General features: G+C 65.6%; 13 protein-coding genes and 1 pseudogene. 10 read left to right on the top strand and 4 right to left on the bottom strand.

Going from position 1 to position 13780, the window contains the following annotated elements; all coding sequences use genetic code 11:
• Positions 1-203: 203 nt before the first annotated feature.
• Positions 204-2780 (top strand): AAA family ATPase, encoded by a 2577-nt coding sequence (locus ACLMAL_RS20975; protein ID WP_412000624.1) that lies wholly within the window; start codon positions 204-206, stop codon positions 2778-2780.
• Positions 2781-2819: 39 nt separating this feature from the next.
• On the opposite strand, the pseudogene ACLMAL_RS20980 reads toward ACLMAL_RS20975, so the two are convergent.
• Together ACLMAL_RS20980 and ACLMAL_RS20985 are read right to left on the bottom strand one after the other, a co-directional pair.
• A pseudogene (locus ACLMAL_RS20980) lies at positions 2820-3005 on the bottom strand (IS256 family transposase); the annotation flags it as partial.
• Positions 3006-3326: a hypothetical protein gene (locus tag ACLMAL_RS20985; RefSeq protein WP_412000625.1), complete on the bottom strand. Its 321-nt coding sequence runs from the start codon at positions 3324-3326 to the stop codon at positions 3006-3008.
• A 967-nt stretch (positions 3327-4293) separates the two neighbouring features.
• Between ACLMAL_RS20985 and ACLMAL_RS20990 the strand changes: the two genes are divergently transcribed.
• From ACLMAL_RS20990 to ACLMAL_RS21030, 9 genes are all read left to right on the top strand, one after another.
• On the top strand, positions 4294-5421 hold the full coding sequence (locus tag ACLMAL_RS20990; RefSeq protein WP_412000626.1) for a 4Fe-4S dicluster domain-containing protein: 1128 nt from the start codon (positions 4294-4296) through the stop codon (positions 5419-5421).
• Complete coding sequence (locus ACLMAL_RS20995) at positions 5408-5917, top strand: Crp/Fnr family transcriptional regulator (protein ID WP_412000627.1); 510 nt, start codon at positions 5408-5410, stop codon at positions 5915-5917. Before ACLMAL_RS20990 ends, ACLMAL_RS20995 begins: the two co-directional genes overlap by 14 nt.
• Positions 5914-6768, top strand: a complete 855-nt coding sequence (locus tag ACLMAL_RS21000) for an FAD/NAD(P)-binding protein (protein WP_412000628.1) — start codon at positions 5914-5916, stop codon at positions 6766-6768. The genes ACLMAL_RS20995 and ACLMAL_RS21000 overlap by 4 nt, the downstream gene beginning before the upstream one ends.
• Complete coding sequence (locus ACLMAL_RS21005; protein ID WP_412000629.1) at positions 6765-7538, top strand: oxidoreductase; 774 nt, start codon at positions 6765-6767, stop codon at positions 7536-7538. Before ACLMAL_RS21000 ends, ACLMAL_RS21005 begins: the two co-directional genes overlap by 4 nt.
• Positions 7525-8814, top strand: coding sequence for a Ni/Fe hydrogenase subunit alpha (locus ACLMAL_RS21010; protein WP_412000630.1), 1290 nt, complete (start codon positions 7525-7527; stop codon positions 8812-8814). The genes ACLMAL_RS21005 and ACLMAL_RS21010 overlap by 14 nt, the downstream gene beginning before the upstream one ends.
• Positions 8811-9293 (top strand): hydrogenase maturation protease, encoded by a 483-nt coding sequence (locus ACLMAL_RS21015; RefSeq protein ID WP_328401523.1) that lies wholly within the window; start codon positions 8811-8813, stop codon positions 9291-9293. Before ACLMAL_RS21010 ends, ACLMAL_RS21015 begins: the two co-directional genes overlap by 4 nt.
• 306 nt (positions 9294-9599) lie before the next feature.
• Positions 9600-10127: a flavodoxin family protein gene (locus tag ACLMAL_RS21020; RefSeq protein WP_412000631.1), complete on the top strand. Its 528-nt coding sequence runs from the start codon at positions 9600-9602 to the stop codon at positions 10125-10127.
• 341 nt (positions 10128-10468) lie between these two features.
• On the top strand, positions 10469-11467 hold the full coding sequence (locus ACLMAL_RS21025; RefSeq protein ID WP_412000632.1) for an Acg family FMN-binding oxidoreductase: 999 nt from the start codon (positions 10469-10471) through the stop codon (positions 11465-11467).
• Positions 11468-11554: 87 nt separating this feature from the next.
• Positions 11555-12055, top strand: coding sequence for a hypothetical protein (locus tag ACLMAL_RS21030; RefSeq protein ID WP_412000633.1), 501 nt, complete (start codon positions 11555-11557; stop codon positions 12053-12055).
• A 62-nt stretch (positions 12056-12117) separates the two neighbouring features.
• Here the strand turns inward: ACLMAL_RS21030 and ACLMAL_RS21035 are convergent, their stop codons facing one another.
• Both ACLMAL_RS21035 and ACLMAL_RS21040 read right to left on the bottom strand, forming a co-directional pair.
• Positions 12118-13017 (bottom strand): universal stress protein, encoded by a 900-nt coding sequence (locus tag ACLMAL_RS21035; protein ID WP_412000634.1) that lies wholly within the window; start codon positions 13015-13017, stop codon positions 12118-12120.
• Positions 13014-13322, bottom strand: coding sequence for an SHOCT domain-containing protein (locus ACLMAL_RS21040; protein WP_412000635.1), 309 nt, complete (start codon positions 13320-13322; stop codon positions 13014-13016). Before ACLMAL_RS21040 ends, ACLMAL_RS21035 begins: the two co-directional genes overlap by 4 nt.
• Positions 13323-13780: the final 458 nt, after the last annotated feature.

The following is a 13780-nucleotide window of genomic DNA, read 5'->3' on the forward strand; positions in this document are numbered from 1 at the left end:
TCACCTGCCCCGACAACTGCCCGCGCCGGAAGTCCTCCTCGCCGGGATCGGACACCAGCCGGTGCTCCACCATCCACCGCGGCATCCGTTCCTCGAGCTCGTTGGCATCGGGATACAGGCACGCCAACGGGAACATGATCACCGGCTCGGGCCGGCAACGGTAGAAGGCCGACGCGCGAAGACGAAGAGTAGGATGATGCGCTGTGGCGACCAGAGGTTGGGATCGCGTCGGTGGGCTACCCGCAGCCACCGCGAACTTCGTTGGTCGTGACCGTGAGCTGGAGACGATCAGCACCCTGCTGTTGAGTTCGGCCCGGTTGATCACGTTGACCGGGCCGGGAGGGATCGGTAAAACCCGGTTGGCGGCCGAGGCCGTGCGGCGTTACCACAAAGCCAGAAGCGTACCGGTGTATTGGGCGCGGTTGGCCCGGCTGGTCAAAGGCTGCGACCGTGCCGCTGTCGAGGAAGAAGTCGCCAAGGCGGTGCTGGATGTCGACTTCTCCGGTCGGTCGGTGTTCGACGCGTTGGTCGAGACGTTCGCCGTCGCCGATGCGGCGGGGCGGGACCGGCAGATCGTGTTGGTGCTGGACAACTGCGAGCACGTCGTCGTCGGTGCCGGTGAGTTGATCGCCGAACTGCTGGAGGCGGTGCCGGGGCTGAGCGTCGTGGCGACCAGCCGCGAGGCGATCGGCTGGATCGACGAGCGACTGGTCGAGGTGCCCCCGCTGACCCGCGAGCAGGCGTTGGCATTGTTCCGGCAACGGGCCGAACAGGCTGGCCACCCGATCGCCGAGCGCGAGCAGATCACCACGGTCGAGTCGATCTGTCGCCACGTGCACAACCATCCGCTCTACATCCAGCTGGCCGCTGCCCGAATGCGTCTGCAACCACTGGCGAGCATCCTCGACGAGTTGAGCGGCCGGGCCGCCGACGGACGGATGCGCTGGTCGCCCGGACCACGGTTCGGAGTTGACCCCCGTCACCGGGCGGTCGGCGACGTCATCGCCTGGTCGTACGAGCTGTGCACCGACACCGAACGTCTGTTGCTGGACCGCATGTCGGTGTTCGCCGCGGGCTATGACCCCAACCCGCAAGACAACATCGGTGACAGAGTCCTCGACGTCGGGGCCGACCTGGAAGCCATCCAGGCTGTCTGCGCCGACGACCCCGGCACCGATGCGGTCGTGAGGGTGATGATCGATGAGGTCGAGGGGTTGCTGGAGCGTCTGGTCGACCAGTCGCTGGTGTCGGTACACATGACGGCGACGACCGTGCGATATTCGCTATTGGAAAGTATCCGAGTATTCGCCCAGCAGCGACTAATCGAACGCTCCACCGGCGAGATGAACGACGAACCAGCCCGGCTGGCTGCGCGCCACCGCCGTTACTATCGCGACAAAGTCTTGTACGCGGCGTCCCACTGGTTCGGTCCCACAGAGAGGGACCTGCTGGATTGGGCCCGCGCCGAATGGGACAACCTGCTGACCGCGATCGAGTCCAGTCTCGCCACACCGGGCGAATCCGTACTCGGCCTGGAGATCTGCGTCGGGCTGATGGTCCTGCGCGTCCCGTTCTTCGCGGGCTCGCTGCGAGAGACCCGCCGCTGGACCGAACGCACCCTGGCGGCCACTCGTGTCCTGCGCCCGCAGCCGGTCGAACTCCAAACAGACGCTGTGGCCCAGCTCGTGCTGATCTTGCTGTGTCAGGGCCAGCTCGAAGACGCCGAACGAATGCTCGAAGACTGCATCCTCCTCTGTCTGCCCGAGGCCAGGGCCGACTGGCGACAAAACCCCGAAACCGATATCGGCCTGCCCGCCGCTGTCGAATTCGCGTGGGGCGCTGAACTGTTGCTGGCCCGCAGTGATCGGCGAGCCATCACAGTCTTGACTCGCGCCGCCGACAAAGCCCACCGTCTGGGCAGCGAAGGCCCCGCCTCGATGTGCGAAATGTTCGCCGCGCTGGCCGCTAGTATGCTCGGATCACCGCAACAAGCCCGCGAGATCCCCCGACGCAACCTCGATAACGCCACCGCATCGGGGGCGTGGTGGACGAAATCCTGGGCCGAACTGGCCTGGGCGATTACGCTCACCCAACACGGCAACCCCACCGAGGCGCTCGCCGTCGGACGCGCCGCGCTGGCACAGCAACTCCCAACGGGCGACCAATGGGGTGCGTTGTGGGCGGTGGAAATCCGAATATGGTCGCTTGCCCAGATCATCACCGACACGATCGCCGCCGCAAACCCCGACCGAGCCACCCTCACCGCCCTGGCCACCGAAGCCGCTCAACTTGCCGGAGGGACCAAAACACTCCGCGCCCGAATCGGCGTCGGCATCGAGAACATGGGTCCCTTCGGCGCTGAAACCGCCAAGGCGATCGGCATCGTGCGCCGCGTGCTCGGGGACAACACCTTCACCGTCGCCGAAACCCGAGGCTCTCGGCTGCGCCCCGAACTGACCGAGGTCCAACAGCTCGCTCTGGGCACACTGCACATCGAACAACCCGCCCGCAACGACACCCGATCGCCTTGGAACGAACTATCCACCGCGGAACGGCAGGTCGCGATCCTGGCAGCGGCCGGATGGACCAACACCGCCATCGCCGCACGCCGAGGAAACTCCTCCAGAACCATCGACGCCCAGGTCAGTGCCATCTTCCAGAAACTGGTCATCACCTCACGCGCCGACATCATCGGATTCGTCCCCAAAAACCACATCGACCACGTCCAAACCGAAGCCACCCGACGACCGCACCTGCACCGCCACCAACCCCACCGATAACCGGGAGTATCTCGTTAACGGTGTTTCCGGCGTTGTTCCTCAGTAAGTTTGGGCGTCGGGCCAGCGGTCGGCGAAGGTGATCGCGAACGCGTTGACCGCAGGTTTCCAGCGCATCGTCCATCGTGCCCGACCGGCGCCGGTCGAGTCGAGTGAACGGGTGACCAGCTACAGGCATTTCAGGGCGGCCTGCTCGCTGGGGAAATGTCCTCGGGCCTTGATGACTCGTTACCCGACTTCGTGGACGACGGCCTCGACGCGCACTTGCAGGACCGCCTGCAGGACCATCCGCGACATCGACATGTTCGACATGTGCCCCGCCAGTGTGATCACCGCGTGCGCCGCGGCGCGGCGGCATTCCTGGATCAGATCGACGAACGCTGGTGGCAGCATTCCGGTCTCCGGTGGCGGTTCATGGAACACGGTACCCAGCTCGTAGCCGAGCGAGCGGGCAGCAGCCCGTAACGTGTCTTCACCCGACTCGCCGTCGCGATCACCGATCAAGTCATCACGCAAGTACCCGTAGGCAAGAGGTAATAGTGCAGTCATCATAGAAGCCAATTCCGCATCGACCGACCACCGCAGACAACCACCTGCGCCAGCCGGATGGATATGTTCGCCGCAGCCCGCTCGCAAAGCCAAGCCCGGCACTCGTAGCCACTCGTATCCAGTTGATGACCGCGACCCCACCGAGCGTCGTTGCCCGACTCGGCTCCACGTCGTTGTGCACCGCAGGGGTCGCCATCGTCGCTGACGGGCATCAACCGCGCGGTGGAACGCACCCAACCGACACCTGTGCCCGCCGACACCTCTTACCCTCGTCGCATAGGTAGCCAACCCACATCGGCAAGGTACGCAACTACCTACCTAGATGGGTCGGGCGGGTCACCATCGCGTGACTTAGTGAGCGTCCGGGAACTGTCGTCAGCTGTCGGTGGTGGTGAGTTATCGGTGGATTCGGCCATGCCGGGTTCGGTGGTGCCGGGTCGGCGATGTGGTTGCGGGTGAACGGTGTTCGGTCCGGCGTGGTGTAGTTCGGACATGAAGAACTCCTGGTAGATCACCGGTTGTCGAGACCATGTTCTGCCAGGAGTTCGTGTGTCAGTATTGCCGAGTCTGTGTTCGTCCTGCCCAGCCCATGGCCAGTCGCCGTTGCGGTGTCCGGCGTATCCGTCCTCGTGCAGTGACAAGCAGTGGGACCCACTCGGCACGAAGACACGGGTGGTGTGCGAGCGCGAGGACGAGTCACCGCTCGGGCCGGGCGGGGGTCAGGCGGACCGTGGTTGATCCACGCGTCGACGTTCGGCAGCGCTCCGGCGTCAATCGGCTCAACCTGGGCACCGACCCGACACCGGGGTAACCGCCCCAGACCGGCGGCACCTCGAGATCAGCGTCCCTGCCAGCACCGATGCCGTCGGCCATCGCCATTCGGGACCTTAGTCCCTCGCGGCGCGTCTCGTACTCCGGCCAGACTCGAAACCGGACGGCTACACCCGACCGAGCAGAGGCCTTGATAATGCCCAATGACAGTATGGTCATCGATCGCGTTGGTCTGGATCGCCTGGTGGATGTGCTGCGTGAGCACGGATACCGGGTCATCGGTCCGCAAGTGCGCGACGGGGCGATCGTGCTCGGCGAACTGGAGTCGGGCGCGCGGCTTCCCGCGGGGTGGGGCGTGGAGACCGCGCCCGGACGGTATCGGTTACATCGCCGAACCGACGAGGCGGTGTTCGCGCATTCGGCTGGCCCCGGGTCCTGGAAGCAGTTCTTGCATCCGCCGCGCCGCAAAGTTCTCGATATCGGACCAGACCTGCAGACCGAACCCGTCGAGGATGTTCCGGCGCGCTCCGCGTTTCTCGGCGTCCGCGGCTGCGATTTGGCCTCGATCGCGATCCTGGGGCGGGTACTCGGTGGCGGGGCGCATCCCGACTCCTCGTTCACCGCCCGCCGGAAAGATCTCTTCGTCGTCGCCGTGAACTGCACCGAGCCGGGCGGGGTGTGCTTCTGCGCGTCGATGGGCACCGGCCCCGGAGTGTCGGCCGGATACGATCTCGCTCTCACCGAGCGCGTCGACGCCGAGGGGCACCGATTCCTCGTCGACGTGGGTAGCGAAGACGGCGCCGAGATCCTCGCCGAACTCACGGCGCGTTCGGCCGACGCAGCGGAGGTTATGCAGGCCCGTGCGGCGGTGTCCGCGGCATCCGACAGGATGGGCCGGGCGATGCCCGAGGTCGACATTCGCGCACTGCTTCGCGACTCCCGTGAGTCCCCACACTGGCAGGACGTCGCCAGCCGCTGCCTCACCTGCGGAAACTGCACCATGGTGTGCCCCACCTGTTTCTGCACCACTACCGAGGACGTCACCGACCTCACCGGCGATCATGCCGAGCGCTGGGAGCACTGGTCGTCGTGCTTCGAACTGGACTTCTCCAACCTGCATGGCGGCAGCGTGCGACAATCCGGCGAAAGCCGCTACCGGCAATGGATCAGTCACAAACTCAGCACCTGGTATGACCAATTCGGCAGCTCGGGATGCGTCGGCTGCGGACGGTGCATCGCCTGGTGCCCAGCCGAGATAGACCTGACGGCTGAGGTGACCCGGCTCGCCGAGCTCGCCGAGGAATCCGATCATGCCCACCAGTGATGAGTTGTCCGCCTTCGCGCGCTTGGACAGACTGAGCCGCAGAGACCTGAGCACGCTAGCCCAGGCCGGGCGTTATGTGTCGTTCCCCGCCGGGCATCGCATCATCGTGGAAGGTCAAGTGGCACAGCGGTGCTGGCTGATCCGTGACGGGCAGATACTGCTGGACGCGCAGGTGCCGGGGCAAGGTGAGGTCGTCGTCCAGACCCTCGGCAGCGGAGACTTGCTCGGTTGGTCGTGGCTGGTGCCGCCATACCGGTGGCATTTCGGGGCCGTGACCACTGAACCGGTGGACGCGGTCGAATTCGATGCCGAGACGCTGGCCGAGTTCGCTGCCGCAGATCCGCGTTTCGGCCATGCGCTGACTCTGACGCTGTTCGAGGCGCTCCTTGACAGACTGCAAGCCACCCGGGCCAGGCTGCTCGACCTCTACCGGAACCCCGCCGAAACGTGCACCGCCGGTCCACCCCGCATCGCGGTGGGGCGAGGTGGCCGATGAGCGTCGGCACGCAGGTCCGCACGGCACCGTCCGGGGACACCATGCTGCCCTATCGAGTCGTCGGCCGCACCCCGCAAACTCCCGACACCGTGACACTGCACCTGGAACCGGTACGAGATGCGGCGCAACGGTTTCGGGCCGGGCAGTTCATGATGCTCTACAGCTTCGGGGTGGGTGAGGTCGCGATCTCGATCAGCGGGAACCCTGCGGCCGGCGACGATCGCTTGGAGCACACGATCCGGGTGGTCGGCGCGGTCAGCGGCGCACTGCACGACACCGATATCGGCGGCGTGATCGGTGTGCGTGGACCGTTCGGCACCGGATGGGATCTGGCGTCGGCGGTCGGAGGAGACCTCGTCATCGTCGGCGGAGGCATCGGGCTGGCACCGCTGCGGCCGGTTGTGCTCGCCGCGATCGCGGCACGCGGCGACTACCGGCGGATCGTGGTGATCAGTGGAGCCCGCACCCCGGCGGACATTTTGTTCCGCCGTGAGCAAGATCTGTGGACGACGACCGGTTCCATCGAACTACATCAGACCGTCGACCACCCCGCGCCGAACTGGGGAGGCCGAGTCGGCTTCGTCACCGAGCCACTGGCCCACCTGACATTCGAACCCGGCCGCGCCACAGCGTTCCTGTGCGGTCCGGAACCGATGATGCGCTTTTGCGCGCAGACCCTGCTGCGCAAGGGGATTCCCGCCACCGATATCCAAGTGTCGCTGGAGCGCAATATGCAGTGCGGTGTCGCGCGATGTGGGCACTGCCAGCTCGGCACGCTGCTGCTGTGTCGCGACGGCCCCATCGTCGACTACGCAGTGGCCGAACCACTACTGGCGGTGCGAGAACTATGACGAAGCCACCGACGCTCGCCGTCTGGAAGTTCACTTCCTGTGACGGTTGCCAGCTCACTCTGCTCGACTGCGAGGACGAGCTACTCACCCTCGCGGGCCGCCTCCGCATCACTCACTTCGTGGAAGCTTCCAGCGTCATGGAGCCGGGACCGTACGATGTTTCACTGGTCGAAGGCTCGATCACCACGCAGGAAGAGCTGCACCGGATCACCGAGATCCGCGAGCAATCCAGGATTCTGGTAGCGATCGGGGCATGTGCAACGCACGGCGGCATCCAGGCGCTGCGCAATTTCGCCGACGTCACCGAATTCACGTCTGTGGTCTACGCCAGCCCGGAGCACATCGCCACACTCGCCACCTCCACCCCGATTTCGGCGCACGTACCCGTGGACTTCGAGCTGCGTGGCTGTCCGATCGACCGCCGCCAACTGCTCGACACCCTGTGTGCGTTCCTGGCCGGCCGGTCGCCGGACATACCGAACACCAGCGTCTGTACCGAGTGCAAACGCCGCGGTACAACCTGTGTGACCGTCGCCGAGGGAATCCCCTGCCTGGGGCCGGTCACACAGGCTGGATGTGGCGCCTTGTGCCCGGCATACCATCGTGGCTGCTTCGGTTGTTTCGGCCCGATGGCCAATCCCAACATCCACGCGCTGCTTCCTATCCTGCGCGTCAACGGCATGGACACCGGTGACATCGACCGCGTTTTCGCCACATACGCCGCGGCCGCGCCAGGCTTCGCGAACAGGGGCGGCGATGAGTCATCGTAGGGAGCTGAAGGTCGGCTCGCTAGCTCGCGTCGAAGGCGAGGGCGCGCTGCGCGTGGTCGTCACGGATGGGCACGTCGAAAGCGCGGAACTGAGCATCTACGAGCCACCGCGATTCTTCGAGGCATTCCTTCGCGGCCGCGCCTACACCGAACCGCCCGATATCACCTCGAGAGTCTGCGGGATCTGTCCGGTGGCCTACCAGACCAGCGCGTGCAACGCACTGGAACAACTCTGTGGTGCGGAGTTGGACCGGCCACTGGCCGACCTGCGGCGTCTGTTGTACTGCGGCGAATGGATTTCCAGCCACTCCTTGCATATTTATCTGCTGCACATTCCGGACTTCCTCGGCTACCCGGACGCGATCGCGCTCGCCGCCGACCATCGCGCCCTGGTCGAGCAGGGGTTGGCGATGAAGAAAGCGGGCAATGCGCTGCTCGAACTCCTCGGCGGCCGGGCCATCCATCCCGTCAATATCCGGCTCGGCGGCTTCTACTCGGTCCCAGAACCCGCCGATTTTGCTCCCGTGACCGAACTACTATGCCGTGCACGAGATTACGCGGTGGATACCGCGCGCTGGGCGGCGAAACTCGAATTTCCCGAGCAGGAACTCGAGTATGAACTGCTTGCCGCGACCGAACCGGGCCGCTACGCCATCGACAACGGGGATGTGCACACCAGCACCGGGCTTCGGTTCGCTGCGGCCGATCTTCCCGCTCACGTGCGGGAACACCAGGTAGCGCACTCCACCGCCTTGCACGCCATGCTCGACGGCGAGCGATACCTCACCGGACCACTGGCGCGGTACACGCTGAACTACCACCAGCTGTCGCCGATCGCCCGACAGGTCGCGGTCGAGATCGGACTCGGCGCCGAATGCCGTAACCCGTTCCGCAGCATCCTGGTGCGCGCGGTCGAAGTCGTCTACGCCATCGAAGAGGCGCTCACGCTCATCGCCGAATACGAACGCCCCTCCCGTACCGCGGTTCCGGTCGAGCCCCGCGCCGGAACCGGCCACGGCGTGAGCGAAGCGCCACGCGGTTTGCTCTACCACCATTACGACATCGACGATCAGGGAATCGTGCGCTCGGCCACGATCATCCCACCGACATCCCAGAACCAGGCGGCTATGGAGGACGATCTGCGGCGCGCCGTCTCGGAAAATCTCGACCTCGACGACGCCGCGCTGGCCGCCGTCTGTGAACGCACGATCCGTAACTACGATCCCTGCATCTCCTGCTCGGCGCACTTCCTGGACATCGACGTGGTGCGCCGATGACCGGGCCCTGGGCCGTCGTCATCGGCGTCGGCAACGAGTACCGCAGCGATGACGGAGTCGGTTCGGCTGTCGCTTCCCGAATCGAAAAACTCGACATCCCAGGAGTTTTCGTAACCATCTCCGACGGCGAGCCCACGAGTCTCCTGGATATGTGGGCAGATGTGGAGCTTGCCGTGCTGATCGACGCTGTACGCTGCGAATCTTCGGTTCCCGGCCGGGTCCGCCGCACCGACATCGACCTCCTCCGGCACGCCGGCACCGCCGCTTCTTCCCACACTCTCGGCATCCATGACGCGCTGCCACTGGGCCGCGCCCTCGGCCGACTCCCAGGCAGGATCGTCGTCATCGCCGTAGACGTGGCGTGTCTCGAGCTGGGTGTCGGATTGTCCGAGCCAGTCGCAGACGCCGTTCCGCGCGCGGTCGATGCCGTCGTGCGGGAATTGCGACGAGCCGAGCCCGCGACCCGGCCTCGGAGGTGAAGGCCAGGGTCAGGCCATGAACTGCGGGACAAAGGTACGCGGTACGCGTGACACCCGCGAGCAGATCCGACCGCAACTACCTGCTGGCAATCCTCGAATTGCTGGATTCCGGTCAGCAGATGTGCCAGCGTCGCCTATCGACTGCCGGGAGGACGGCCCGAATCGGAGTCGGTCACCCAGAAAGGCATCTCGATCACAGGGCGAAGGTCCCACGGCAAGTGTCGGTTCGGCTCTGTGCGCCTACTTTCGCTCGCCGTAACGTCGTAATTCTCGGGTTCCACGGTGCGCAACGCAGAGGAGCCAACTATGCGTGCACGAGTTGTCTACGAGTCGATGTTCGGCAACACCGCGGCGGTCGCGGAAGCCATCGCACAAGGGCTGCTCGAGCATGCCGAGGTGGAAATGCTGAACGTGGTGGCTGCGGCCGAAGTGCCTGCCCTGGCGGTGCACCTGCTCGTGGTCGGCGGACCCACCCACGCCTTCGGGCTCAGCCGCCCGCAGACGCGCCGCGACGCCGCCAAGCTCACCGACGCGCCGATCGCGATCGACATCGGCATACGGGAATGGCTCGAGGCCGCGCCGCTGGTGTCACCCGGCCACCGCGCCTTGGCGTTCGGGACCAAAGTCGCCACACCTCCCTGGTTGCCGGGCTCGGCCGCACGCGGTATCGCAAAACGGCTGTGGCGCTTGGGCTATACCCTCGCCGACCAGCCAGTAGATTTCCTCGTCGAAGACACGACCGGCCCGCTCGCGCCGGGCGAGCTGGACCGCGCCCGTGTTTGGGCGGGTCGGATCGCCCATACCGAACTCGATCGCATCATGCACCATGCTTGACGGGCGAGCGTGAATCCATGCTCTGAAGCAACTGCACATCATCATTGCAAGTGGCCGACGCGGAAACCGCAGCCTCCGTGTGAGCCCGCCTTCGAGTGCTCGTCGCTTCCAGCCGTGCGCTGATTTTTGCGCGTCCGCGCGAAACCTGAGCCTCGCGTGGCTCGGGCAGGACCGAGTATCCCCGGCGCACCGTTGCCCACGTCTACCAGCCTGAACGAGCCGATCCGTCCCGTCCAGGGGCAAAAGTCCGCAAAAGCCGCCGGGCGTAGGGGCCACCCAGCGACAAGATCCGGGACCAACGACTCCTCCTCCATCGGCGTGGCAGACATACGGTCAGCGATATGAATCAGCTACCCACCGGAGAAACCATCGAGACGGCCGTCCTGCTCGCTGGCCGGGCGCCGTCGCTGCACAACAGCCAGCCCTGGCACTGGACATTCGACGGCCACACGCTACAGCTGTTCGCCGTACCCGAACGCAGACTCCCGGCCACCGACCCTTCCGGCCGCCAGATGCTGATCAGCTGTGGTATCACGCTGGGCCATTTCCGTGCGGCCATGTCCGCGGCCGGTTGGCGTATTCACGTCGCCCGTTTCCCGAACCCGAACCGTCGCGATCACTTGGCCGCCATCACGTTCCATCCGGCACACTTCGTGACAGATGCCGACCGCACCCGTGCCGACGCCATCCGGCGCCGGCACACCGACCGGCTGCCGTTCGCGGAACCCACCGGATGGTCCGATTTCGAACCCATATTGCGGAGCACCTTCGATCAGGCCGACGCCACCCTCGACGTGCTGCACGACGACAGCCGCCCCGCCCTGGCCCGCGCCTCGGAGATGACCGCATCCCTGCGCCGCTACGACGCCGGCTACCACGCCGAACTACAGTGGTGGACCGGCCACGTCATCGGCAATGCCGGCGTCCCCCGCGAAGCGCTCATCTCCTCGGAGGAACGTCAACGAGTCAACGTAGGCCGCCAGTTCCCCACAGCCACCGGGGCACCACGTCGCGGTGAGACGACCGCCGACCATTCGGTGATACTCGTGCTCTCCACCCACGGCGACACCCCCGACGAACTGGTGCGCTGTGGCGAGGTGCTGTCCACGGTACTGCTGGAATGCACCCTCGCGGGATACGCGACGTGCCCCCTGACCCACATGTCCGAAGTACCACAGAGCCGCGCACTTGTCCGCACGCTGATCGATGGCTCCGGCTTGCCGCAAGTGCTGGTCCGTGTCGGCTCGGCGCCCGAATCCGCGCAGAACGCCCCGGAGACGCCGCGCCGCCCGCTCGCCGAGATACTCGATATGCCCACTTCCACCGACCAGGTGGACTGAGGCCACACCGACACAGGGACATTCGCCCCTCGCTTGCGGGTAGCAGTGCCCTCGCGTCAGATCAACCGCTCGAGCAGGCTGTTTGCTATGTCACCCCGTCTGTTTCCCCGCAGTGCACCAGACCCGGATGCCTTGCCGCTGGCGGTTCCCGCTGTGGTGATGGCCTCGATCATGCTGATCGGGATGCTCGTGGCATTTGTCGTGCTGCTGCCCGATTGGGCCCACGACTACGGCGCGGACTTGTTATACATCGCCGTCCTGATCTACTTCGGTCTTGCGGTCCGGCTGTTGTGGTGGGGCGTGGCGATCCTGCGTGGCCGTGAGATGGATCCCGAAGTGTATGACGCCACAAAAGAAGGCCACGGCGGCACTCGCCACGAGTGGCACTCCTCGACCTGGAACGTCCCCTGGTGTTCGCTTCCGAGGATGGCCGCCGGGTATCGGTGCGGCAAACCACCTGATCCGGCTGCGGCGCCCACATCGATGCTGTCCGCGCCGCCGTCCCACCGGACCAGTGGTGCCTGGACACGACAACCACCCGCGGACTGCCCTGCCCGGCAACGAACCCGCCGCTGCTGGCTCAGCTGAGATGGCGAGCTACGCGGCATACCACGATCGCCCTTTACGTCGCGTAATGGGTGCGAGCTATCTCAGCGCTCGCGTACCACGGTGAGAGGGCATTGCACCGAATGCAACAACGCGGCGCTGGTCGAACCGACAAGCATGCCGGCGAAGCCGCCGCGTCCATGGCTGCCGACCACAACCAGCTGTGCGTTCTCGGATTCCTTCAGCAACGAACGAGCCGGCTGGTCGCATACAAGAACTCGGCGAACGGAGACATCTGGATACCGTTCCACCCAGCCGGCCAGGCTCTCGGCGAGCAGTGCGTCTTCTGCGTCCTCGATGCCGCCCCAATCGAACGCGGGCAGCTGCGGGCCGCTCGTGTCTCTCCAGGAGTGCAGGGCGATAAGACCCACCTTGCGCCGTGATGCCTCCTCGAAGGCCAGTTCGATGCCCGCCACGCTGTTCTGGGTTCCGTCGACACCGACCAGGACCGGTTTGCATGCCGATATCGCGTCGGTGGCCGAGGTGGTGTGCACCACGGTGACCGGACAGTGCGCGTGCCGGGTCACCGCGAGGGCCACCGAGCCGAGTACCTCGCGACGTACTGCACCGAGCCCACGGCTGCCGACAACCAACATCCTGGCCCGCTTCGACCGCTCGATCAGCCAAGGAATAACCGGCTGACCAAGCATCGAAGTGGATATGGCGAGCACGTCGTCCGGCGCCGCCGCCCGCGCCGCCCAGGTTGCTTCGGTGAGTACCCGCTCGGCTTCGGTGCGCATCCGACGCACATCGTCGGGTGGTGCCGCGGTCGGGCCGAATCCGAACGGGACCGTGTACGACATCACGATCTCCAGGTGGCAGCGATGAACTGCGGCGTCTACCGCCGCCCATGCTGCGGCGTGATAGGAAATGGCCGAGCCGTCTACGGCGACCACGATGGGAGCATCGATCGCAGAGTGTGACGGATCGGTGCCCTCCATCATGGTCGGTCCTGTTCGTGAATGTCGACGCCAGCCGGTGAGCGCACCTCTCCGGTCGGGGCATCACCACCGAGCACCGCAAGCCTACGTCGATATTCGGTCTCGTCGAGTTCACCGGTCGCGAACCGCTCAGCCAAAATGCCTGCGGGCGAGCGATTTCCGGTGGGCCGGAGCGAATATCGAGAAGGGCTGCTCGATGCGCGCAGCACCACGACGATCGCGGCGATCACGGCGAACCACAGCGGGATGACGATGAGCAGCATCACGACGAACATCCAGCCGTTCATTGCTCCCTCGTGCCAATACATGATCTTCTCCTTTCGACGGCGACAGCGGCGTTCCGCGCGAGAACGCCTTGCGCGGCCGCATGAGTGCCGAAGTACACCGACTTATCGCCGGCCCGCCACTGCCATGGCCGGGTGCTGTGCACCGACGGCGCACGCACCGCGAGTGAGAGCGGCAAACAAGGTGTTGGGATCAGGGTGTCGGGTCGGCATCTCGAGTTCTCCGCATCGGTGGGGATGTGCATGTCACGCTCGCAAACCAAGGCAGGCCACAGAAAGGGCCGAAAGGCCCGGTAATCGCGCCGACCGACCATGTTCGGACGGCCGATGCCGCATCGGGTTCCAGATGGCCGAAATACCCTTCGCCCGGTGCCGTTCGACACTATGGATCGCGGTGCGTTCGAACCCATGCTGAGGACGGTGCGCCGATGACTCCGATATCGGAGGTTGACGAAGCCTCGAGCCCGTTATCGAGGTGGAGA

Source organism: Nocardia sp. CWNU-33 (assembly GCF_046764895.1).
GTDB lineage: Bacteria > Actinomycetota > Actinomycetes > Mycobacteriales > Mycobacteriaceae > Nocardia.